Source organism: Halomonas sp. LBP4 (genome assembly GCF_003202205.1).
Lineage (GTDB): Bacteria > Pseudomonadota > Gammaproteobacteria > Pseudomonadales > Halomonadaceae > Halomonas > Halomonas flagellata.
This window is the reverse complement of the sequence record NZ_PDOG01000002.1, coordinates 496,463-517,372: the sequence shown is the minus strand read 5'-3', so window position 1 is coordinate 517,372 and position 20,910 is coordinate 496,463. Positions and strand designations below refer to the sequence as shown.

Below are 20,910 nucleotides of genomic sequence, written 5' to 3'. Positions count from 1 at the left end.
AGGAAAGATGACCCATTACGTGATTCTCGAGGGCGTGATCGCCTTCTTTCTGGTCGCCGGCGGAGCCTTCGCCTTCATCGGTTCGCTGGGCATGGCCCACCTGCGCGACTTCTACATGCGCCTGCACGGCCCCACCAAGGCCACTACCCTGGGCATCGGCTGCATCCTGATCGCCTCGATGCTCTATTTCTGGGTCACCGAGGGCAAGCCCGACATCCAGGAGATGTTGATCACCCTGTTCCTGTTCATCACCGCCCCGGTCAGTGCCCACCTGCTGGCCAAGACCGGGCTGCACCTGCAACTCCGGCACATCGACATTACCGGCGGCCGCCCCCCGGAGCTGCGCCACGAGGAGATCGGCGAGAAACCGGTGCCCCACCCCGACCGGGGGCACGGCTGAGGCGCAGCGCCTGGCCGCCCCGCGCGTTCACGGCTCGACCCAGCCGGCCAGCTCGTTCCTGATGATCGCCTGCAGCGCGACGATATGGTCGTCGCGGTCGTTGAGGCAGGGAATGTAGGTGAAGCGTTCGCCGCCGGCCTCGAGGAAGCTCGCCTTGATCTCCTCGTTGATCTCCTCGAGGGTCTCCACGCAGTCGGCGGCGAAGGCCGGCGAGACCACTGCGATGTGCCGGCGGCCCTGGCGGGCCAGCTCGGCCACGTGCTCCACCGTGGCCGGCCCCACCCACTCCTCGGGTCCGAACTTCGACTGGAAGGTGGTGACGATGGCGTCATCGTCCCACCCCAGGCGCTCCTTGAGCAGCCGCGTGGTCTTCTGGCACTGGCAGTGATAGGGGTCGCCCTCCATCAGGTAGCGCTTGGGCACGCCATGGTAGGAGGCCACCAGCACCTCCGGGGGAGACACGGCCGCGTCATAGGCCTCGCGCACCGACGCCGCCAGGGCCTCGAGATAGGCCGGGTGGTCGAAGTAGGCCGGTACCGTGCGGAAGGCGGGCTGCCACTTGAGCCTCATCAACGTGCGGAAGGCCTGGTCGTTGGCCGTGGCGGTGGTCGGCGAGGCGTACTGGGGATAGAGCGGGAAGAAGAGGATCCTCTCGCAGCCCTGGGCCTGCATCCGGCGCAGCACGCTGTCGGTGGAGGGGTTACCGTAGCGCATGCAGAAGTCGACCTTCACCCGGTCGCCGTACAGCCCGTGGAGTCCCTCGGCCACCTTGCGGGCCTGGTCACGGGTGATGGTCAACAGCGGGCTCTCGTCCTTCTCGCGGTTCCAGATCCCGCGATAGGCCTTGCCGGAACTGAAGGGACGGCGGGAGAGGATGATCAACTGCAGCAGTGGCTGCCACTTCCAGCCCGGGTAGTCGACGACCCGCTTGTCGGAGAGGAACTCGCTGAGGTAGCGGCGCATCGACCAGTAGTCGGTGGCATCCGGCGTGCCCAGGTTGGCCAGCAACACTCCGACCCTCTTCCCGGGCACCGGCGGGTGATCGGCCGGGGCCTGTGCCAGGCGTCCGCTGCCGGGCCTCTCCAGGCCGCACGGATCCTGCTCCAGTTGGCGAGTGGTCATGCGCTGCGCTCCTCCTGATCATTGGCTGACGGGCGTGACGACAGTCTATCAGGCGAGGCAACGGAAGGGCGGATGAAGCTGTACTATCGGCTCGATTTGTACAGCTTGAGTTGAGCTCTCGAAAGACCGCCGGGAGCCGGACACGGCGCGCCGCCGACACCGGGAATCCCGATGGGCGGCGATATCAGGCAGGATGGGAGTCAGAATACCAGGGGCATGCGCGAGGTAAGCGGGTCCCGGTAGTGGGCCTCGCGGCCGACCATCTCTTCATGGGGCACCTGCTGCACCAGGTAGGCACGGTGGATGCCGGCGCGCTTGAGCTCGAGATAGACATCCTCGAGGGTGCGAAACAGCACCGGCTTGCCGGTGCGGGTCAGCATGTGGCGAGCCCCCTCCACGTCCTCCAGCTCCACCTGATAGACGTGGCTGCCGGCATGACCGATCACGCGGATCTCGAAATTGTCGTGGCGATCCACGAAGGTCTTGAGGTCGTTGAATTCCATGGTTCCCTCCAACTTGTCTGACGACGTGCCCGGACGTCGTATTGCGGATGACGGATACAAATTGGGCACAGCATGGCTGCGCCCGATGACGGCGTCGTGTACCCGACGTTATTGTTTTGTGACACTGGCCGCGTCGACAGGTTCCGGGCTCACTGGTAATCGGAGGGATCGATGGCCTTGCCCAGGGAGTTGCGGTCGACCCACTTGCCGGCCTTGGTCTCCTTGTAGCGGAACACCACCCGGTCGCCGATCTGCACCGGCAGTTCGGCGTCCTCGGTCTGGTAGCTGTAGCTCTCGCCGTCCACCACGAGCTGGTAACGGTAGAGGTCGGGCATCCCCAGCCACTCCTTGAAGGGGCCTTCCCGCTCCAGCGACTGGAGCTCGCCGCGGGCCTCGAGTTTCGGGGTACGACGGCGATTGCCGCGTCGGAATCCGCCTGCCATGCTGCCTCCTTCGCTGTGATCCAGGGGTGGGGATTATACGGGGCCCGGGGCCGGACTCAAGGGCCCGCCTACTCGCCGAAGCCACCGCCGTAGCTGTCCGGCGCCAGGTCCTCGAAGCGCGTGTACTTGCCGATGAAGGCCATGTGCACGGTGCCGATGGGTCCGTTACGCTGCTTGCCGATGATCAGTTCGGCGAGCCCCTGGTTGTCCGGGTTATCTGGATTGTAGACCTCGTCACGGTAGACGAAGGCGATGATGTCGGCGTCCTGCTCGATGGCCCCCGACTCCCGCAGGTCCGACATCACCGGGCGCTTGTTGGGACGCTGCTCCAGCGAGCGGTTGAGCTGGGAGAGCGCGATCACCGGGCAGCCGAACTCCTTGGCCAGGCCCTTGAGCGAGCGGGAAATCTCGGAGATCTCGCCGGTACGGTTCTCGGAGAAGCCGGGAATCTGCATCAGCTGCAGGTAGTCGATCATGATCAGCGACATGTTGCCGTGCTCGCGGACCACCCGGCGGATCCGCGAACGCATCTCGTTGGGCGAGAGCGCCGCGGTGTCGTCGATGAACAGCTGCTTGTCCTTGAGCAGGTTCACCGCCGAGGTGAGCCGCGGCCAGTCCTCGTCCTCGAGCTGACCGGTCCGCACCCGCGTCTGGTCGATTCGCCCCAGCGACGAGAGCATCCGCAGCATCAGCGACTCGGCGGGCATCTCCATGGAGAACACCATCACCGGCTTCTCGCTGGCGATCACCGCATGCTCCACCAGGTTCATGGCGAAGGTGGTCTTGCCCATGGAGGGGCGCCCGGCAATGATCACCAGGTCCGAGGGCTGCAGCCCCGAGGTCATCTCGTCGAGGTCGCGGAAGCCGGTGGACAGTCCGGTCATCTCGCCCTGCATGTTGAACAGCTCGTCGATGCGGTCCACCGCCTTGGCCAGCAGCTCGCTCATGCCGATGGGGCCACCCGACTTGGGACGCTCCTCGCTGATCTGGAACACCAGGCGCTCGGCTTCGTCGACCAGTTCGTCGGCCGGCCGTCCCTGGGGGCTGAAGGCACCGTCGGCGATCTGGCTGGCGGCGCGGATCAGCTTGCGCAGGGTGGCCCGCTCGCGAACGATATCGGCGTAGGCGCGGATATTGCTCGCCGAGGGCGTGTTGCGGGCCAGCTCGGCGAGATAGGCCAGCCCGCCCACGGTGTCGAGCTGATCGCGCCCTTCCAGGGCCTCGGAGAGGGTCACCACGTCCATCGGCCGGGTGGCCTCGGCCAGCCCGACCATGACGTTGAAGATCAGGCGGTGCTCGTAGCGATGGAAGTCGTCCGCCACCAGCCGGTCGGCCACGCCGTCCCAGGCCTGGTTGTCGAGCATCAGGCCACCGAGCACCGACTGCTCGGCCTCCAGCGAGTGCGGCGGCACCTTCAGCGCAGCGGTTTCCTGATCGAACGCGACGGAGTCGTTCATGACGGCCAAGGTCCTCGGGGCAACACGGAAAGCGGGCTCATTCTACCCCAACAGCCAGCTGCACCCTATGCTCCGCGGCCACCCCGACATGAAAAACCCCGTGGGCGACGCCGCCCACGGGGAAAGATCGAAACAGTGAGCCGGCCGTCGCAACGCGCCCGGGTCGCCGTTACCTGCAAGTATGGTCGAATTTGGCCGATCGTCGCGAGAAATACGGATTTCGAGTCAAGTTCATCGATCCGATGAGGCGAATAGCGAGCTACTTGACGAATCAGACCGAATGAAAAGGGGCGCGGGGAAGATTTCCTCGCGCCCCTTCGGGTGCCTCCGGTGGCGGGACGAGCTTACTCGGCCACGACCACCACGCGCACGGTGGCGTCGACTTCGGTGTGCAGGTGCAGGTCGATGTCGTACTCGCCGGTCTGGCGGATCGGGCCTTCCGGCATGCGGACTTCGCTCTTGGCGACATCGATGCCGGCGGAGGCGATGGCCTCGGCCAGGTCACGCGGGCCGATGGAGCCGAACAGCTTGCCCTCGTCACCGGCCTTGGCCACCAGCGACAGCTCGATCTCGCTGAGCTGGGCGGCGCGGGCCTCGGCGACGGCCTTGCGCTCGGCGGCCTGGGCCTCGAGCTCGCTGCGCTGGGCCTCGAAGGCCTGCACGTTGTCCTTGGTCGCCGGCACGGCCAAGCCGTAGGGCACCAGGTAGTTGCGGCCATAACCGGGCTTGACGGTGACCTTGTCACCCAGACCACCCAGCTTGCCAATCTTGTCGAGCAGAATGACTTCCATCTCGTTAACCTCTTGTCAGTCGCTTCTGGCCAGTCGCCCGCGAAAATCCGCGAACGTGTCGATGAAGGCCAGCAGCAGCACGATGAGAATCATGGGCCAGGTCGTGATCAGCAGCACATAGAAGGCTACCAGCCACAGCCCGTTCATTCCCTTCAATCCGATGAAACCGTGAACCAGCGCGATGCCTGTCACCAGCAGCGGCACCCAGGCCAGCAGGCCCAACGACGGGATCCCCAGCACCATGCCCACCACCCCGAGCACCACCAGCACGGCGAGCTCCCGGGGCACCAGACGCAGGGCGTGGAACTCCTCGCGAAAGCCGCCGGGATTGTAGAGCCCCGCCTGCCAGCCGCGTGCCAGCGCCAGGCAGGCCACGGCAGCCAGCAACACGATCAGGCCGGTGACCCCGCTGATCAGCAGCGACGCCAGTTGCTCGGTGTCGAGGCCCTGGGCGGCGAGCTCACGCAGCATGCCATCGATCTCGGCCGAGCCCTGGCGCAACTGCTCCAGCATGGGACCGGCACCGCCGGGCGGCAGGAAGACGCCCAACTGGATCATCGCCGCGCCGGCCAGGGCCCCGGTGATCAGCGCCTCGCTCCAGCGCATGCGCGAACGCAGCACCACCGCCATCAGCGTGACCAGCAGGATGCTGGCCAGCGGGATGGCGTCGCCCTGGGTCCACCACCAGCCGGCCGGGAGCGCCGCGGCAATGATCACCGGCAACGCCGGCGACAGGCCGCGACGCAGGGTCATTAGCGCGGCGATGGCGGCACCCAGCCAGAACAGCCAGGGGATGAGCGAAGCGAGGGCCGCCCCGCCAACGGCATGGGGCGTGCCCCGCATCATCCAGCGGGCGATCGGCAGCATCACGTCGGTTCTTACTGGTGGCTGTCGGTGTAGGGCAGCAGCGCCAGGTAGCGAGCCCGCTTGATGGCGGTGGACAGCTGGCGCTGGTAACGGGCCTTGGTCCCGGTGATACGGCTGGGAACGATCTTGCCGGTCTCGGTGATGTAGGCCTTGAGCGTGTCCAGGTCCTTGTAATCGATCTGCTTCACGCCTTCAGCGGTGAAACGGCAGAACTTGCGGCGACGGAAAAAGCGTGCCATGGAAAGACTCCTTCAAACGTGCGATGGGTGGGCTCAGGCGGTTTCGGCGCTGCGCGGCTTTTCGTCGCGACGGGCACGCTTCTCTTCCGCCGGCTTCATCATCGGCGAAGCCTCGGTGACAGCTTCCTTGCAACGCACCACCAGGCTGCGAATGATGGCGTCGTTGAAGCGGAAGATGTTCTCGATCTCGTCGAGGGTCTCGCCGCGGCACTCGACGTTCATCAGCACGTAGTGAGCCTTGTGGATCTTGTTGATCGGGTAGGCCAGGTGGCGGCGCCCCCAATCCTCGAGGCGATGCACGGTACCGCCGTTCTCGGTGACGAGGCCGGTGTAGCGCTCGACCATCGCCGGTACCTGCTCGCTCTGGTCCGGGTGGACCATGAACACGATCTCGTAGTGACGCATGGGATCTCCTTGCGGTTTGACAGCTTCCTCATTGAGGACCTCGGTCGCTCAGGGGAAGCAAGGAGTGGTTGTCGAAGGTTCTCGACCACAGGGTGTCTGGCTCAAAAAGCCGACGCCCGCTCGGCAGACGAACGGGCGCAAACATTCTAAAGACTGGCGACGAGCTTAGCAAGCGGGCAAGCGCAGTGCCAGAAGTCGCGGCTTTTCCGGCGACAGGCCTTCGAGGAGGCGCTGTGCCCCCCCTTCCCTGGGCGCTACCTCTGCCATCCGTGGCAGAGGACCTCCTCTACACGGCCTATCCCCAGCGCCGCTCACCAAGGCGGCGCCCCGAGCGTAGCCGTGGTGGGGTTTCTTCCAGCCGCACAGCGGCATTCTTACAGCTTACGGCTCCCCGAAGGGGTCCGCTGACGCACCGCCTCGAACAGGCAGACCCCGGTGGCCACCGAGACATTGAGACTCGAGACGCTGCCGGCCATGGGCAGCTTGACCAGGGTGTCGCAGGCCTCGCGGGTCAGCCGGCGCATGCCCTTGCCCTCGGCGCCCATCACCAGGGCCACGGGGCCGGCGAAATCGGCCTCGTAAACACTCGACTCGGCCTCGCCGGCGGTACCGGTGACCCAGACGCCGAACTCCTTCATCCTCGCCAACGCCCGCGCCAGGTTGGTGACCTGGTAGACGGGCACGCTCTCGGCGGCGCCGCAGGCGACCTTGCGCACCGTGGCATTGAGCGGGGCGGCCCTGTCCTTCGGCACCACCACGCCATGGGCGCCGGCGGCATCGGCACTGCGCAGGCAGGCGCCGAAGTTGTGCACGTCGGTGATGCCGTCGAGGACCAGCAGCAGCGGCGGGGCCTCATGGGGCCAGGCCTCCAGCTTCAGCCACAGCGAGGCCTCACCCTCGGCGGCGAGCGGCGGGCAGAAGGCGGCGATGCCCTGATGGGCCGCGCCCTGGGCCAGGCGGTCGAGTTCGTCGCGGGGCCGCATCCGGACTCGGGCCCCGCAGGCACGGGCCTGGTCGACCAGCTCGGCCAGGCGCTGACCGGCCTCGCCCTCCTGCACCCAGAGCTCCCGCGGGCTCTCGCCGCGGTCGAGCAGGGCGCGCACCGCGTGCACGCCGAACACGGCGTCGAGCCCCCCGGGCATCCCCGGGGGGCGGCATGAGGCCCCCTTCTTCATGTCGCGATGGCGCCCCTTGCGTGCCATTGCCATCAGCCGCGCGCACGGGGCTTGGGCTTGCGCGCCACGCGACGACGCTTGCCGCCCTTGCCCCCCTGGTCGTCGGCCTTGCCACCCCCGGCGGTGGCCGCACCGGTAGTGCGGCGCTTGCGCGGCTGGCGCTTCGGACGCGGCTTGTCGTCGGCCAGCTCGAAGTCGATCTTGCGATCGTTCATGTCGACCCGCGCCACCTGGACGGTGACGCCATCGCCGAGCCGGTAGCTCATGCCGCTGCGTTCGCCCTTGAGGCGATGCTTCTCGGCCTCGTAGTGGTAGTAGTCGGAGGGCAGCGAGGTGACATGCACCAGCCCCTCGACATAGACCTCATCGAGGCGCACGAAGATGCCGAACTGGGTCACCGAGGCGATGGTGCCGTCATAGACCTCGCCCAGCTTGTCGGACATGAACTCGCACTTGAGCCAGTCCTCGACGTCGCGGGTGGCGTCGTCGGCGCGCCGCTCGGTCATCGAGCAGTGCTCGCCGAGCTCGAGCATCTGCTCGAAGGTGTAGGGGCACCACTTGCTGGGCGGCTCCACCTTGGCCCCCTCGGCACGCAGCACGGTATTGGTCTGGCGCGGGCCGCGGATCACCGAGCGGATCGCCCGGTGCACCAGCAGGTCCGGGTAGCGACGGATCGGCGAAGTGAAGTGGGCATAGGCCGGGTAGGCCAGGCCGAAGTGCCCCTCGTTGTGGGGCGAGTAGACCGCCTGGCTCATGGAGCGCAGCATCACCGTCTGGATGATGTCGGCATCCGGACGTCCCTTGATGGCCTCGGCCAGGACCTGGTAGTCCTGGGGGGTCGGCTCGTCGCCCCCGCCTACCGACAGCCCCAGCTCGGCGAGGAACAGCCGCAGCTTGTCGAGGCGCTCCGGCGAGGGCCGCTCATGGATGCGATAGAGCGCCGGCAGGTCGTGCTTGTCGAGGAAGCGGGCGGTCGCCACGTTGGCCGCCAGCATGCACTCCTCGATGATCTTGTGGGCGTCGTTGCGCGAGCGCGGCACGATCTTCTCGATCTTGCGCTCGTCGTTGAAGACGATCGCCGTCTCGGTGGTCTCGAAGTCGATGGCGCCGCGGGCCACGCGCGCCTCGCGCAGCAGGGTATAGAGGGCATGCAGGTTGTGCAGCGAGGGCACCAGTTCGCGATGCTCCTCGCGCAGTGCCGCGCCCTCCTCGCCGTCATCATCGAGGATGGCGGCGACCTTGTTGTAGGTGAGGCGAGCGTGGGACTGGAACACCGCCTCGTAGAAGCGGTAGCGACTGATGGCGCCGGTCTGGGAGATGTTCATCTCGCAGACCAGGGCCAGGCGGTCGACAGCCGGGTTCAGCGAACAGAGCCCGTTGGAGAGCAGCTCGGGCAGCATCGGCACCACCTGCCCGGGGAAGTAGACGGAGTTGCCCCGGGTGATCGCCTCCTGATCGAGGGCACTGCCGGGCCGCACATAGTGTGAGACGTCGGCGATGGCCACCAGCAGCTTCCAGCTACCGGACTTGGTCTTCCAGGCGCAGACGGCATCGTCGAAGTCCTTGGCCGACTCGTCGTCGATGGTCACCAGCGGGACATCGCGCAGGTCGATGCGGTGCTGCTTGTCGCCCTCGGCGACCTCGGCGGACATGCCGGCGATCTGGTCGTGGACCTCCGGCGGGAACTCCGCGGGAATCTCGTAGCTGCGGATGGCGATGTCGATCTCCATCCCCGGGTCCATGCGCTCGCCGAGCACCTCGACCACCTCGCCCACCGGCTGCACCCGGGTCTCGGGCTGCCGGACGATCTTCGCCGAGATCACCTGGCCGTCCTTCGCGCCCCCGCAGGCGCTGTGGGGTATGATCACCTCCTGGGTGATGCGCGGATTCTCGGGAATCAGCACCCCGAACTCCGGGTTATTCTCGCGGTAGACCCCGACGATGGTCTGGGTGTTGTGCGAGAGCACCTCGGCGATGGTCGCCTCGTCGCGGCCGCGGCGATCACGACCGCTGATGCGCGCCAGCACGTAGTCGCCGTGGAAGACCCGACGCATCTGCCGCGGCGGCAACACCAGGTCGGGCTTCTTGCCATCCTCGCGCAGCAGGAAGCCGAAGCCGTCGCGGTGGCCCAGCACCTTGCCCTTGACCAGGTCGAGCTTGTCGATCAGCGCATAGGCGCCACGGCGGTTGCGCAGCACCTGGCCGTCGCGCTCCATGGCCGCCAGCCGCCGGCGTACCGCCTCCTGGAGGTCCTCGTCCTCGAGGCCCAGCAGGCGGCTCATGTTCTCGTGGGTGATCGGCTTGCCATACTCCTCCAGCCGCGCCAGCAGATATTCGCGGCTAGGGGCGGGGTTGTCGTACTTGTGGGCCTCGCGGCTGGCGTGGGGGTCGTCGCTGAGCGTCCAGTGGGTCATGCGTAAGGCATCCTTGACAGCATCGGGAGCAGCGTCCTCGAGAAGGCGCCGGAGAAGCGCCGCGGGCATAAGGTGTTGCGATTGAGGTCTATTGTCATGGCCGCAGTATAGCGCCGCCGGCGACACGACCCAACCTCGGCCGAGCATTCGGCCGCTGCCCGGCTCCCCATTATTTCATTCGTGGCGGGCCGGTCGCTATTGCATTGGCCGAGAAATTCGGTACCATACGCATCGCCTGCCCAGATGGCGGAATTGGTAGACGCGCTAGCTTCAGGTGCTAGTGTCCTTACGGACGTGGAGGTTCAAGTCCTCTTCTGGGCACCATCGATACCCTGCGGGGTATCCGGGAGTTCGCTCCCAGGCTCTTTGTCAGCTCGAGATCGCTCGTGTTCGCCCAGGTGGCGGAATTGGTAGACGCGCTAGCTTCAGGTGCTAGTGTCCTTATGGACGTGGAGGTTCAAGTCCTCTCCTGGGCACCATCACCCCGACCGCCGTGACGGCGAACGGTGATGGCCGCGAACACGACGAGATGCATGATGCGCCCAGGTGGCGGAATTGGTAGACGCGCTAGCTTCAGGTGCTAGTATCCTTACGGATGTGGAGGTTCAAGTCCTCTCCTGGGCACCACCCCTCAGTACCCGCGTCATGCAGAGCAACGAAGCCGCATCCCCCGCGGATGCAATGAGATGCAGCGAAGAGAACCGCGACTCGATCGCGGTTTTTTTGTGCCTGTCCGTCGGGCGGGATCGGCGTCTATTGAAACCTGCCCGGCAGCCTCGCCACCTCGTCGAGCCCCCACCCCTCGGTTACCACCTCGCCCTCCAGCACCTCTGCCACCTCCCCGGGCAAACGGGGAAAGAAGTCCAGGCCGGTGCGCGCCTCCACCTCGTCGATGCTCACCAGGTAATCGTCGAGCGGCTCGCCGCCGCTCACCTCCTGGGGCATGAGGAAGGCCAGTGCCCTGGGCTCCTCGGCCGGCACGACGATGATCTTGTAGAAGGCCTCGGGCACCTCCACCAGGCCCACCCGGTTGGTGACGTTGTCCAGCCAGCGCGGGGGAAACACCGGACCGGTGATCACCTGCACCACCCCGAAGCGCGGCACGAAGTGATCGATCACCACCTCCTCGAGACGCTGCCACAGGCGGCGGTTGAGGTCGGGACGCTGGGGCGACATGTTACTCATGGTGAAGGTGTCGCGCTGGGCCTCGCGACCATGCACCACCGCGATGGCATAGTTCGGCGCCAGGTGGCCACGATCATAGCCGCTGCCGAAGTAGCTATCGGCGGCGATGGGCCAGAGGGTGCGCCAGTCGCGCCGGAAATCGGGGCGCGCCCCGGCCCGGGGCTCCTCCACCGCATGCAACAGATAGCTGACCCACAGCGGGCTGACCCGCACATCGGACCAGCCGACCAGAAAGCCCTGGTTGCGCAGGACGCGATGGAGGGTCAGCGGCGAGGGGGCCTCCCAGGTGGGCACCCCCATCCAGCTGAGCTGGTCGCGATAGTCACGCTCCTGGGCGTACCAGAGGCCGCTACCGACGACCACGAACAGCAGGCTGATGCCGAAACGCCGCGCCTGCCGGCGCCAGCGGGAACGAATGGGGATTCGGCGGCGAGTCATCCTTGAGCGCATCGCCTCCAGTCGGCGGGGGGCAGGCCCCAACCCCCGACATCGCCGCGGGGGTGGGGGCGCGGAACAACGACGCTACCAGCCCAGCGAGAACATGGTCTCGAGGTCGTGGCGCGAGTGCACCTGCATGGCATTGAGGGTCTCGGTGTCGCGGATGCCCTCGACGGCATTGAGGCGCTCGGTCACCAGTTCGGCAAGACTCTCGAAGTCACGGGTGCGGGCGATCGCCACCAGGTCGTAGCGTCCGCAGGTGGAATAGACCTCGCTGATTCCTTCGACATCGGCCAACCGCTCGGCCACCGCCTTGACCTGCCCCTTGTCGGTGTTGATCAGAATCACGGCATTCTGCATCGGGCACTCCCCTGCTCAAGAATGGCTTCCCGGCCGACCGAGACGTCACCGGAACTGGCGCGAGTATAGCAGGGCACCCGGTCGGGCGGCATCCGCCACCACTCATGCCACCCCCTCCAGGGTCAGCAACCGGCGCTTGAGGGCCGGGCCGCCACTGTAGCCACCGAGGCCATCGGCGGCCACCACCCGGTGACAGGGGATCAGCAGCGGCAGCGGATTGGCGCCACTGGCCGTCCCGATGGCGCGCGCCGCACCCTCGCGACCGAGCCGGCGGGCCAGGTCGCCGTAGGTACGGGTCTCGCCATAGGGTATGCGCAGCAGCGCTGCCCACACCTGACGCTGAAACTCGCTACCGCCCGGCGCCAGGGTCAGGCTGAAGTGACGACGCCGGCCATCCAGATAGGCCAGCAGCTGTTTCCGGGCATCCAGGAGAGCGGCCTCGTCGCGACGCGCCTCCAATGGATCGGGGGTTTCCTCGGCGGCCAGCACTAGGCGACGCAGGCCCTGGCCGTCGCCACACAGCAGGATCTCGCCGACGGAAGAGGCAAAGCGGGTGAAGATCATGGATGACTCCTCTGAGCGATTGGTCGGCGGCGCGACCGATTGCCGCACTGCCGGCGGTCGGGTTCGCGCCGGTTCGGGCACTCCACTACCATGAAGCAGCCGAACTCCACAGCGCAGCTTCTGTCGGAGTAAGGGTGATTCACGTAGAGGTGGGCTACCACCCGAAGAAGGACGAGGGCATCCCGACATGCCCCATCGTGACAAGACGCCACATACCGTGATGACAAGGAGATACCATGGCCAAGCAAAGCCGCCGTGATTTCATGCGCCACAGCCTGCTGGGCATCGCCGCCCTGCCGCTGGGCGCCGGGATCCTGTCCAAGTCCGCCTTCGCCCAGGACCTGCCACGCCTCGACCCGAGTTCCGACCAGGCCCAGGCCCTGAACTACGTCGAGAACGCCAGCGAAGCCAGCGACCACCCGGCCTACGAGGAGGGCGAGACCTGCAGTAACTGCATGTTCTTCCAGGCCGACAGCGAAGGTTGCCAGCTGTTCCCGCAGAACAGCGTCGAACCCGGCGGCTGGTGCCAGTCGTGGACCGCCCAGGGCTGAATCATCCCGGGGTTCCGCCCAGCCTGCCGACACGAGACCCGCGCCACGAGCGCGGGTCTCGTCGTTTCGGGCACCGATCCGGTGAGGCCTACTCCTGGCGCGCCTCGTCGGGCAAGGGCCACTGGTAGCGACGCACCACCTCGTCGCCCTCCACCGACTCCAGCTTCACTGGGAAGCCCCACAGCTGGTGCAGGTGGCGGATCACCGGGTAGACGCTGCGCGCCAGCGGCCGGCGACTGTCCTGGACATGGCGCAGGGTCAGCGAGCGGTCGCCGCGGATGTCGGCCGAGTAGACCTGGATGTTGGGCTCGCGCACCGAGAGCGCGTACTGGATGGCCAGGGACTCGCGAATGCGCCGATAGCCCCGCTCGTCATGGATCGCCGCCACTTCCAGCATCTCCTCCTGATCGTCATCCACCACCATGAACAGCTTGAGATCACGGATCACCTTGGGCGAGAGGAACTGCTGGATGAAGGACTCGTCCTTGAAGTTGCGCATGGCGAAATCCAGGGTCTCACACCAGTCGCTGCCCGCGGTATCGGGAAACCACTCGCGGTCCTCGGCGGTCGGCGCCTCGCAGATACGCCTGAGGTCGGTGAAGATGGCGAAGCCCAGGGCATAGGGGTTGATGCCACTGAAATAGGGGCTGTCGAAGGCGGGCTGGCTGACCACCGCGGTGTGGGACTGCAGGAACTCCAGGATCAACCCCTCGTCCACCAGGCCCTCTTCATAGAGCCGGTTCATCAGGGTGTAATGCCAGAAGGTGGCCCAGCCCTCGTTCATCACCTGGGTCTGGCGCTGCGGGTAGAAGTACTGCGCCAGCTTGCGCACGATGCGCACCACCTCCCGCTGCCAGGGCGCCAGCAGTGGCGCATTCTTCTCGATGAAGTAGAGCAGGTTTTCCTGGGGCTCGGCGGGATAGCGCCCCCCCTCGTGCAGCCCCAGGGGATCCTCCTCGTCGGCATCGCCGGGCAGCGACTCGAGCGACTCCCGCCCGGGAATGGTCCGCCACAGGGTGTTGACCTGGGCCTGCAGGTACTCCTCACGCTCCTTCTGGCGCTGCGCCTCCTCGGCGGGGGAGATCGGCGAAGGACGCTTGTAGCGATCGACCCCGTAGTTCTGCAGCGCATGGCAGGCGTCGAGCAGCTGCTCGACCGCGGTCACGCCATGACGCTCCTCGCACTCGGCGATGTACTTCCGTGCGAACACCAGGTAATCGATGATCGAGGAGGCATCGGTCCAGGTGCGGAACAGGTAGTTGCCCTTGAAGAAGGAGTTGTGGCCATAGCAGGCGTGGGCGATTACCAGCACCTGCATCATCAGGGTGTTCTCCTCCATCAGGTAGGCGATGCAGGGGTCGGAATTGATCACCAGCTCGTAGGCCAGCCCCATCTGGCCACGCCGGTAGGCCTGCTCCACCGCCAGGAACTGCTTGCCGAAGGACCAGTGGTGATAGCCCACCGGCATGCCCACGCTGGCATAGGCATCCATCATCTGCTCGGTGGTGATGATCTCGATCTGGTTCGGATAGGTGTCCAGGCGATACTCGTCGGCGAGACGCGCGATCTCGCGCTCGAAGTCGGTCAGGGTGTCGAAGCTCCAGTCGGAGCCGGTGGCGATCGGCTTGCGTCGGGTCATGGTGCCTCCTGGGCCGTCTCACTGCACGACACGGCGCCGAAACAGCTCGCGGAACACGGGGTAGATGTCGCCGGCCTCGACGATCTGTCGCATGGCGAAACGCTCGGGGAATTCGGCAGCCACGCTCTCGTACTCTTCCCACAGCGCCTGGTGGGCGTGGGGCGTGATCTCCACATAGGTAAAGTACTGCAGCCGCGGCATCAGGGTCTTCAGCAGCAGGTCACTGCAGGTGACCGAGTCGTCGTCCCAGTTGTCGCCATCCGAGGCCTGGGCCACATAGAGGTTCCACTGCCCCGGCGGGTAGCGCTTGGTGATGATCTCGTCGACCAGGGCCAGGGCACTGGAGACGATGGTGCCGCCGGTCTCGCGGGAGTAGAAGAACTCCTCCTCGTCCACCTCCTTGGCGGCGGTATGGTGGCGCACGAACACCAGTTCGACCTTCTCGTAGTTGCGCTCGAGGAACAGGTAGAGCAGCAGGAAGAAGCGCTTGGCGATGTCCTTGTGGGCCTGGGTCATCGAGCCCGAGACGTCCATCACGCAGAACATCACCGCCTTGCTCGAGGGCTGCGGCTGATTGATCAGGTTGTTGTAGCGCAGGTCATAGGTATCGATGAAGGGCACCGCTTCCAGGCGCTTCTCGAGGCGCTCGATCTCGGTCTTGAGCTCATTGATCCGCGCCGGGTTGCGCAGTACCGGGTCCTTGGTCTCCTCCTCCTTCAGCGCCTCCCGGGCCTCGCGCAGGGCACGACGGATGGGCGCGCGCATGGCGATGCGCCGGGCATGCGCCTCGCGCATGGAGCGCACGATATTGATCCGTGCCGGCACCCCCTCCTTGGAGACCCCGGCACGCACCGGCCGCACCTCGTCGATATCCACCAGCGACTTGCGCTCCAGATGCGGCAACTCGAGGCCGTCGAAGACGAAGTCGAGAAACTCCTCGCGGGAGAGGGTGAAGGCGAACTCGTCCATGCCTTCGCCCTGGTTCGAGGCGCCCCCCTCGCCGGCGCCGCCACCCCCGCCGCCGCCACTGGGGCGCCGCAGCCGGTCACCCTCGACGAACTCCTTGTTCCCGGGCGCGACGATGGTGCGCTTGCCCCCCGTTCCGTGCTGGAACACCGGTTCGGAGATGTCCCGGCTGGGAATCGACACCTTCTCGCCACGCTCCATGTCGGTGATCGAGCGGCGGTTCACCGCCTCCTCGACCGACCGCTTGATATGGGTGCGATAGCGATCGAGGAAGCGCTGGCGGTTGACCGCACTCTTGTTCTTGGCATTGGCACGGCGATCGATGAAATAGGTCATGTGACCTCCCGGCCTGTGGCCGTCACCCCGTCATTGCGACTTGCGCACCCGCAGGTACCACTCGGAGAGCAGGCGGACCTGCTTCTCGGTGTAACCGCGGTCGACCATGCGCGCCACGAAATCCTCGTGCTTCTTCTGATCCGCCGTCGATGCCTTGGCGTTGAAGGAGATCACCGGCAGCAGCTCCTCGGTGTTGGCGAACATCTTCTGCTCGATCACCCCCTTGAGCTTCTCGTAGGACTGCCAGCTGGGGTTCATGCCGTTGTTCTGGGCCCGCGCCCGCAGCACGAAGTTGACCACCTCATGACGGAAGTCCTTGGGGTTGGAGATGCCGGCCGGCTTCTCGATCTTCTCCAGCTCCTCGTTGAGGGACTGGCGGTTGAGGAACTCGCCGGTCTCGGGATCGCGGTACTCCTGATCCTGGATCCAGAAGTCGGCATAGGTGACGTAGCGATCGAAGATGTTCTGGCCGTACTCGGAGTAGGACTCCAGGTAGGCGGTCTGGATCTCCTTGCCGATGAAGTCGACGTAGCGCGGCGCCAGGAACTCCTTGATGAAGCGCAGGTAGCGCTCGAAGGTCTCCTTGGGCAACTGCTCCTGCTCCAGGCGCTGCTCGAGCACATAGAGCAGGTGCACCGGGTTCGCGGCGATCTCGTGGTTGTCGAAGTTGAACACCTTGGACAGGATCTTGAAGGCGAAACGCGTCGACAGCCCGTCCATGCCCTCGTCGACCCCGGCGGCGTCGCGGTACTCCTGGATCGATTTGGCCTTGGGGTCGGTATCCTTGAGGTTCTCGCCGTCGTAGACCCGCATCTTCGAGTAGATGCTGGAGTTCTCCGGCTCCTTGAGCCGCGACAGCACCGAGAACTGCGCCAGCATGCGCAGGGTGTCCGGTGCACATGGCGCCTCGGCCAGCGAGGAGTGCTCGAGGAGCTTCTTGTAGATGTTGATCTCCTCGGTGACCCGCAGGCAGTAGGGCACCTTGACGATATAGACCCGGTCGAGGAAGGCCTCGTTGTTGCGGTTGTTACGGAAGGCCTGCCACTCGCTCTCGTTGGAGTGGGCCAGCACGATGCCCTCGAAGGGGATCGCCCCCATGCCCTCGGTGGGGTTGTAGTTGCCCTCCTGGGTGGCGGTGAGCAGCGGATGCAGCACCTTGATCGGCGCCTTGAACATCTCGATGAACTCCATCAGGCCCTGGTTGGCCTTGCACAGCCCACCGGAGAAGCTGTAGGCGTCCGGGTCGTCCTGGGAGTGCAGCTCGAGCTGGCGGATGTCCACCTTGCCCACCAGCGAGGAGATGTCCTGGTTGTTCTCGTCACCCGGCTCGGTCTTGGAAATGGCGATCTGGTTGAGCCGCGAGGGATAGAGGCGCGCCACCCGGAACCGGGAGATGTCACCACCGTACTCCTTGAGCCGCTTGGCCGCCCAGGGCGACATCACGCTCTTTAGATAGCGCGGTGGGATGCCGTACTCCTTCTCGAGGAGCTCACCGTCCTCCTCCGGCGAGAAGAGCCCCAACGGCGACTCGAAGACCGGCGAGCCCTTGATGGCATAGAAGGGCACCCTCTCCATCAGCAGCTTGAGGCGCTCGGCCAGCGACGACTTGCCCCCGCCCACCGGGCCCAGCAGGTAGAGGATCTGCTTGCGCTCCTCCAGCCCCTGGGCGGCGTGGCGGAAGTAGGCCACGATCTGCTCGATGGCCTCTTCCATGCCGTAGAACTCGGAAAACGCCGGATAGCGGCGGATCACCTTGTTGGAGAAGATTCTCGAGAGCCGCGAATCCTTGGCGGTGTCGATGACCTCGGGCTCGCCGATGGCTTCCAGCATGCGTTCCGCCGCGGTGGCATAGGCCACGGGCTCCTGGCGACAGAGTTCCAGGTACTCCTGCAGGGTCATCTCTTCCTGCTGGACACGCTCGAAGCGATTCTGCACATGATCGAAGATACTCATCGATGCCTCCTGTATGCCCGGTTCCCCGGCCGTCAGAGGTGAAGAGGCGACGCGGGGTGGGTACCCATCAGCGTAGACAGCATCAGCGGATAACGGTTTGCCGATCAAATCAACGCTCGGAGCCCTCTCCCCCTATGAACCCGCGAGAGGGGGGCGGTTCGCGAAAGAATTGTGCAGTTTTAACGCTGGGTCCACCCTGCCCGCCGCAGCCGTCGGCGGGCAGCGCTCAGGCAGAGCGTCTCAGGCCCGGGGGCCGGGGCGCAAGCTGCCCGGCGACGATCACAGCCGGGCCGCCAGCCGAGTCCCCTGATCGATGGCGCGCTTGGCATCCAGCTCGGCGGCCTCATCGGCACCCCCGATGACATGTACCTCCACCCCGGCGGCCGCGAGGGGGGCGAACAGCTCGCGCACGGATTCCTGGCCGGCACAGACCACGATGCTGTCCACCTCGAGACAACGTGGCTCGCCATCGATGCGGATATGCAGCCCCTCGGCGTCGATACCGACGTACTCGCAGCCGGCCAGGGCCTCGACGCCCCGGTGACGGAGCGACGCCCGATGCACCCAGCCGGTGGACTTGCCGAGACCCTCGCCGGGCTTGGAGGCCTTGCGCTGCAGCAGGGTGACCTGGCGCGGCGTCTCGGGACGATTCGGCGCCTTGAGACCGCCACGGCTGCCCACGGTCAGGTCCACGCCCCACTCGTCGCACCAGGTGTCGCGATCCAGCGCGGGATGGCCGACATGGGTCAGCAACTCCGCCACGTCGAAACCGATGCCCCCGGCGCCGATGATCGCCACCCGGCGGCCGACCCGCTCGGGGTGAGTGATTGCCACGGGGTAGCTCATCACCTTGGGGTGGTCGATGCCCGGCAGCTCGAGGCGCCGAGGACGCACGCCGGTGGCCAGCACCACGGCATCGAAGTCGCGCAGGGCGTGGAGGTCCGCCTTGCTGTTGAGACGCACCCGTACGCCGTGCTTGTCCAGCATCACGCGGTAGTAGCGCAGGGTCTCGTCGAACTCCTCCTTGCCGGGGATACGACGGGCATGATTGAACTGGCCGCCCAGCTCGGCGTCGCGCTCGAACAGCGTGACCCGGTGGCCACGACTCGCCGCGGTGACCGCGGTGGCCAGGCCCGCCGGGCCGCCGCCGACCACGGCGATCTCCCTCGGCGCCTCGGCTGGCACGATGACCAGTTCGGTCTCGTGGCAGGCTCGCGGGTTGACCAGGCAGGAGGAGATCCAGCCCTGGAAGGTGTGATCCAGGCACGCCTGATTGCAGGCGATGCAGGTATTGATCTCCTCGGCGCGCCCGGCGGCGGCCTTGGTCAACCAGGCCGGGTCGGCGAGGAAGGGCCGCGCCATGGAGACCATGTCGGCATGGCCCTCGGCCAGCACCCGCTCGGCCACCTCCGGCATGTTGATGCGGTTGGTGGTGATCAGCGGAATCGAGAGCTCCGTTTTCAGGCGCCGGGTTACCTCGGTGAAGGCGGCCCGGGGCACACTGGTGACGATGGTCGGTACCCGCGCCTCGTGCCAGCCGATGCCGGTATTGATCAGGTCGGCGCCGGCGGCCTCGACGGCGCGGCCCAGGGCGACGATCTCATCAAAGGTGCTGCCCTCCTCCACCAGGTCGATCATCGACAGGCGAAAGATGATCAGGAAGTCGTCGCCCACCGCCGCACGCAGGCGACGCACGATCTCGACGGGAAAGCGGATGCGGTTCTCGAAGCTGCCGCCCCAGTCGTCGTCGCGATGGTTGGTACGCGGGCAGACGAACTGGTTGATCAGATAGCCCTCCGAGCCCATGACCTCGACGCCGTCGTAACCGGCCTCGCGGGCCAGGGCGGCGCAGCGCACATAGTCGTCGATCTGGGTCTCGACCTCGTCGGCGGAGAGCTCACGGGGCGTGAAAGGATTGATCGGCGCCTGGATCGCCGAGGGGGCCACCAGTTCCGGGGTATAGGCGTAGCGACCGGCATGCAGGATCTGCAGGCAGAGCCGTCCGCCTTCGCGGTGCACGGCCTCCACCACCTGGCGATGCTCCGCCACCTGCTCGGGGCGCTGCAGGGTCGCCGCCCCCCGGAAGACGGCGCCCTCGGGATTGGGCGCGATGCCCCCGGTGACGATCAGGCCGACGCCTTCCCGGGCGCGCTCGGCATAGAAGGCCGCCAGCCGCGCGAAGCCACCGGGCGCCTCCTCGAGGTTGGTGTGCATGGAGCCCATCAGCACCCGATTGGGTAGCGTCAAGTGGCCCACCTCGAGGGGGCGAAAGAGATGCGGATAGCGCACGCCGAGTTCCTCCTGCTGGTCACGTCACGGCCAATATTCAAACAACTGTATGATGGATAGCCGCAAAGCGCAAAGCGCAAAGCGCTCACCGGCGTGGCAAAGGGGCAGATGGCGTAAGGCAAGATAGGCGAGGCGGCGGGCGGGCAGCAAGACGGGCGGAACCGGGGCATGGGTAACAGGCAGGCACGCAAGAACCCCGAGCCGTGGGACTCGGGGTTCGGGAATTCGTGATGGCGGACCGGACGGGACTCGAACCCGCGACCTCCGGCGTGACAGGCCGGCATTCTAACCGACTGAACTACCGGTCCGCATGGTGGGTGATACCGGACTCGAACCAGTGACCCCCAGCATGTGAGGCTGGTGCTCTAACCAACTGAGCTAATCACCCACGAACATCGAACTGCTTGCTGCGACTGCCTGGCCATCGTGGCGGACCGGACGGGACTCGAACCCGCGACCTCCGGCGTGACAGGCCGGCATTCTAACCGACTGAACTACCGGTCCACAAGATGACGTGCAGCCAGGAAGACGATGGCGGACCGGACGGGACTCGAACCCGCGACCTCCGGCGTGACAGGCCGGCATTCTAACCGACTGAACTACCGGTCCGCTGCGTGCTTCCTACTTACGTGACACTCCATCGCCGAGGCCATGGTGGGTGGTACAGGGTTCGAACCTGTGACCCCCAGCTTGTAAGGCTGGTGCTCTCCCGGCTGAGCTAACCACCCCGGTCACGTGGCGCTGCATTCTACAGGGGCACCGCCCGATGTCAACGCTTTTCGTATCGCCACGGCGCCCTGCCGCCCACCTCAT

General features: G+C 66.2%; 19 protein-coding genes and 8 tRNA genes. 5 read left to right on the top strand and 22 right to left on the bottom strand.

The window, feature by feature from the left end; translation table 11 throughout:
* Positions 1 to 7 precede the first annotated feature (7 nt).
* Entirely contained in the window at positions 8 to 400 is a 393-nt protein-coding gene (locus CR157_RS09460) for a Na+/H+ antiporter subunit G (RefSeq protein WP_110283271.1), read from the top strand.
* A gap of 27 nt (positions 401 to 427) precedes the next feature.
* On the opposite strand, the gene hemH is transcribed toward CR157_RS09460, so the two are convergent.
* From hemH to rnr, 10 genes are all read right to left on the bottom strand, one after another.
* Positions 428 to 1,522, bottom strand: coding sequence for a ferrochelatase (gene hemH, locus CR157_RS09455; protein ID WP_110283270.1), 1,095 nt, complete (start codon positions 1,520 to 1,522; stop codon positions 428 to 430).
* 200 nt (positions 1,523 to 1,722) lie between these two features.
* On the bottom strand, positions 1,723 to 2,025 hold the full coding sequence (locus tag CR157_RS09450; RefSeq protein WP_110283269.1) for a DUF6482 family protein: 303 nt from the start codon (positions 2,023 to 2,025) through the stop codon (positions 1,723 to 1,725).
* A 149-nt stretch (positions 2,026 to 2,174) separates the two neighbouring features.
* Positions 2,175 to 2,468, bottom strand: a complete 294-nt coding sequence (locus CR157_RS09445; RefSeq protein WP_110283268.1) for a hypothetical protein — start codon at positions 2,466 to 2,468, stop codon at positions 2,175 to 2,177.
* A gap of 68 nt (positions 2,469 to 2,536) precedes the next feature.
* Entirely contained in the window at positions 2,537 to 3,925 is a 1,389-nt protein-coding gene (gene dnaB, locus CR157_RS09440; protein ID WP_110283267.1) for a replicative DNA helicase, read from the bottom strand.
* 344 nt (positions 3,926 to 4,269) lie between these two features.
* Positions 4,270 to 4,716, bottom strand: a complete 447-nt coding sequence (rplI, locus tag CR157_RS09435) for a 50S ribosomal protein L9 (protein ID WP_110283266.1) — start codon at positions 4,714 to 4,716, stop codon at positions 4,270 to 4,272.
* A 15-nt stretch (positions 4,717 to 4,731) separates the two neighbouring features.
* A complete protein-coding gene (locus CR157_RS09430) occupies positions 4,732 to 5,583 on the bottom strand; it encodes a hypothetical protein (RefSeq protein WP_110283265.1) in 852 nt (283 codons plus the stop codon).
* A gap of 11 nt (positions 5,584 to 5,594) precedes the next feature.
* Positions 5,595 to 5,822, bottom strand: a complete 228-nt coding sequence (gene rpsR / locus CR157_RS09425; RefSeq protein ID WP_016853668.1) for a 30S ribosomal protein S18 — start codon at positions 5,820 to 5,822, stop codon at positions 5,595 to 5,597.
* A gap of 33 nt (positions 5,823 to 5,855) precedes the next feature.
* Entirely contained in the window at positions 5,856 to 6,227 is a 372-nt protein-coding gene (gene rpsF, locus CR157_RS09420; RefSeq protein ID WP_110283264.1) for a 30S ribosomal protein S6, read from the bottom strand.
* 374 nt (positions 6,228 to 6,601) lie between these two features.
* Positions 6,602 to 7,402, bottom strand: a complete 801-nt coding sequence (rlmB, locus tag CR157_RS09415) for a 23S rRNA (guanosine(2251)-2'-O)-methyltransferase RlmB (protein WP_110283480.1) — start codon at positions 7,400 to 7,402, stop codon at positions 6,602 to 6,604.
* Positions 7,403 to 7,434: 32 nt separating this feature from the next.
* Positions 7,435 to 9,816, bottom strand: coding sequence for a ribonuclease R (gene rnr / locus CR157_RS09410; RefSeq protein WP_110283263.1), 2,382 nt, complete (start codon positions 9,814 to 9,816; stop codon positions 7,435 to 7,437).
* 237 nt (positions 9,817 to 10,053) lie between these two features.
* On the opposite strand from rnr, the gene CR157_RS09405 reads away from it, so the two are divergent.
* The 3 genes from CR157_RS09405 (at position 10,054) to CR157_RS09395 (ending at position 10,443) form a co-directional block, all read left to right on the top strand.
* A tRNA-Leu gene (locus CR157_RS09405) sits at positions 10,054 to 10,140 on the top strand.
* 68 nt (positions 10,141 to 10,208) lie between these two features.
* Positions 10,209 to 10,295: transfer RNA gene (locus tag CR157_RS09400), tRNA-Leu, on the top strand.
* Between the two features lie 61 nt (positions 10,296 to 10,356).
* Positions 10,357 to 10,443: transfer RNA gene (locus tag CR157_RS09395), tRNA-Leu, on the top strand.
* 126 nt (positions 10,444 to 10,569) lie between these two features.
* Here CR157_RS09395 and CR157_RS09390 read toward each other — a convergent pair.
* The 3 genes from CR157_RS09390 to CR157_RS09380 form a co-directional block, all read right to left on the bottom strand.
* The gene (locus CR157_RS09390) at positions 10,570 to 11,439 is read right to left on the bottom strand and encodes a DNA/RNA non-specific endonuclease (protein WP_110283262.1); all 870 of its coding nucleotides are present in this window, start codon (positions 11,437 to 11,439) and stop codon (positions 10,570 to 10,572) included.
* Positions 11,440 to 11,523: 84 nt separating this feature from the next.
* Entirely contained in the window at positions 11,524 to 11,799 is a 276-nt protein-coding gene (locus CR157_RS09385; protein WP_043510462.1) for an Lrp/AsnC family transcriptional regulator, read from the bottom strand.
* 102 nt (positions 11,800 to 11,901) lie between these two features.
* On the bottom strand, positions 11,902 to 12,363 hold the full coding sequence (locus tag CR157_RS09380) for a methylated-DNA--[protein]-cysteine S-methyltransferase (RefSeq protein ID WP_110283261.1): 462 nt from the start codon (positions 12,361 to 12,363) through the stop codon (positions 11,902 to 11,904).
* Positions 12,364 to 12,599: 236 nt separating this feature from the next.
* Here CR157_RS09380 and CR157_RS09375 point away from each other — a divergent pair, with 236 nt between their 5' ends.
* Positions 12,600 to 12,914, top strand: coding sequence for a high-potential iron-sulfur protein (locus CR157_RS09375; protein ID WP_110283260.1), 315 nt, complete (start codon positions 12,600 to 12,602; stop codon positions 12,912 to 12,914).
* A gap of 88 nt (positions 12,915 to 13,002) precedes the next feature.
* On the opposite strand, the gene CR157_RS09370 is transcribed toward CR157_RS09375, so the two are convergent.
* The 9 genes from CR157_RS09370 to CR157_RS09330 all read right to left on the bottom strand — a co-directional run bounded on the left by CR157_RS09370 (position 13,003) and on the right by CR157_RS09330 (position 20,825).
* Positions 13,003 to 14,553 carry a SpoVR family protein gene (locus CR157_RS09370; protein WP_110283259.1) on the bottom strand — a complete coding sequence of 517 codons (1,551 nt, stop codon included), beginning with the start codon at positions 14,551 to 14,553 and terminating at the stop codon, positions 13,003 to 13,005.
* An 18-nt stretch (positions 14,554 to 14,571) separates the two neighbouring features.
* Positions 14,572 to 15,855 (bottom strand): YeaH/YhbH family protein, encoded by a 1,284-nt coding sequence (locus CR157_RS09365; RefSeq protein ID WP_110283258.1) that lies wholly within the window; start codon positions 15,853 to 15,855, stop codon positions 14,572 to 14,574.
* Between the two features lie 30 nt (positions 15,856 to 15,885).
* Positions 15,886 to 17,808: a PrkA family serine protein kinase gene (locus CR157_RS09360; RefSeq protein ID WP_110283257.1), complete on the bottom strand. Its 1,923-nt coding sequence runs from the start codon at positions 17,806 to 17,808 to the stop codon at positions 15,886 to 15,888.
* 279 nt (positions 17,809 to 18,087) lie between these two features.
* The gene (locus tag CR157_RS09355; RefSeq protein ID WP_110283256.1) at positions 18,088 to 20,097 is read right to left on the bottom strand and encodes an NADPH-dependent 2,4-dienoyl-CoA reductase; all 2,010 of its coding nucleotides are present in this window, start codon (positions 20,095 to 20,097) and stop codon (positions 18,088 to 18,090) included.
* A 231-nt stretch (positions 20,098 to 20,328) separates the two neighbouring features.
* A tRNA-Asp gene (locus tag CR157_RS09350) sits at positions 20,329 to 20,405 on the bottom strand.
* A 3-nt stretch (positions 20,406 to 20,408) separates the two neighbouring features.
* Positions 20,409 to 20,485, bottom strand: a tRNA-Val gene (locus CR157_RS09345).
* A 39-nt stretch (positions 20,486 to 20,524) separates the two neighbouring features.
* Positions 20,525 to 20,601, bottom strand: a tRNA-Asp gene (locus CR157_RS09340).
* Between the two features lie 28 nt (positions 20,602 to 20,629).
* Positions 20,630 to 20,706 (bottom strand) — tRNA-Asp (locus CR157_RS09335).
* A 43-nt stretch (positions 20,707 to 20,749) separates the two neighbouring features.
* Positions 20,750 to 20,825: transfer RNA gene (locus CR157_RS09330), tRNA-Val, on the bottom strand.
* Positions 20,826 to 20,910 lie beyond the last annotated feature (85 nt).

Excerpts from the sequence above, each read along its gene's own strand:
- CR157_RS09460 (WP_110283271.1), top strand. The coding sequence starts at position 8 with ATGACCCATTACGTGATTCTCGAGGGCGTGATCGCCTTCTTTCTGGTC.
- hemH (WP_110283270.1), bottom strand. The coding sequence starts at position 1,522 with ATGACCACTCGCCAACTGGAGCAGGATCCGTGCGGCCTGGAGAGGCCC.
- CR157_RS09450 (WP_110283269.1), bottom strand. The coding sequence starts at position 2,025 with ATGGAATTCAACGACCTCAAGACCTTCGTGGATCGCCACGACAATTTC.
- CR157_RS09445 (WP_110283268.1), bottom strand. The coding sequence starts at position 2,468 with ATGGCAGGCGGATTCCGACGCGGCAATCGCCGTCGTACCCCGAAACTC.
- dnaB (WP_110283267.1), bottom strand. The coding sequence starts at position 3,925 with ATGAACGACTCCGTCGCGTTCGATCAGGAAACCGCTGCGCTGAAGGTG.
- rplI (WP_110283266.1), bottom strand. The coding sequence starts at position 4,716 with ATGGAAGTCATTCTGCTCGACAAGATTGGCAAGCTGGGTGGTCTGGGT.
- CR157_RS09430 (WP_110283265.1), bottom strand. The coding sequence starts at position 5,583 with ATGCTGCCGATCGCCCGCTGGATGATGCGGGGCACGCCCCATGCCGTT.
- rpsR (WP_016853668.1), bottom strand. The coding sequence starts at position 5,822 with ATGGCACGCTTTTTCCGTCGCCGCAAGTTCTGCCGTTTCACCGCTGAA.
- rpsF (WP_110283264.1), bottom strand. The coding sequence starts at position 6,227 with ATGCGTCACTACGAGATCGTGTTCATGGTCCACCCGGACCAGAGCGAG.
- rlmB (WP_110283480.1), bottom strand. The coding sequence starts at position 7,402 with ATGAAGAAGGGGGCCTCATGCCGCCCCCCGGGGATGCCCGGGGGGCTC.
- rnr (WP_110283263.1), bottom strand. The coding sequence starts at position 9,816 with ATGACCCACTGGACGCTCAGCGACGACCCCCACGCCAGCCGCGAGGCC.
- CR157_RS09390 (WP_110283262.1), bottom strand. The coding sequence starts at position 11,439 with ATGACTCGCCGCCGAATCCCCATTCGTTCCCGCTGGCGCCGGCAGGCG.
- CR157_RS09385 (WP_043510462.1), bottom strand. The coding sequence starts at position 11,799 with ATGCAGAATGCCGTGATTCTGATCAACACCGACAAGGGGCAGGTCAAG.
- CR157_RS09380 (WP_110283261.1), bottom strand. The coding sequence starts at position 12,363 with ATGATCTTCACCCGCTTTGCCTCTTCCGTCGGCGAGATCCTGCTGTGT.
- CR157_RS09375 (WP_110283260.1), top strand. The coding sequence starts at position 12,600 with ATGGCCAAGCAAAGCCGCCGTGATTTCATGCGCCACAGCCTGCTGGGC.
- CR157_RS09370 (WP_110283259.1), bottom strand. The coding sequence starts at position 14,553 with ATGACCCGACGCAAGCCGATCGCCACCGGCTCCGACTGGAGCTTCGAC.
- CR157_RS09365 (WP_110283258.1), bottom strand. The coding sequence starts at position 15,855 with ATGACCTATTTCATCGATCGCCGTGCCAATGCCAAGAACAAGAGTGCG.
- CR157_RS09360 (WP_110283257.1), bottom strand. The coding sequence starts at position 17,808 with ATGAGTATCTTCGATCATGTGCAGAATCGCTTCGAGCGTGTCCAGCAG.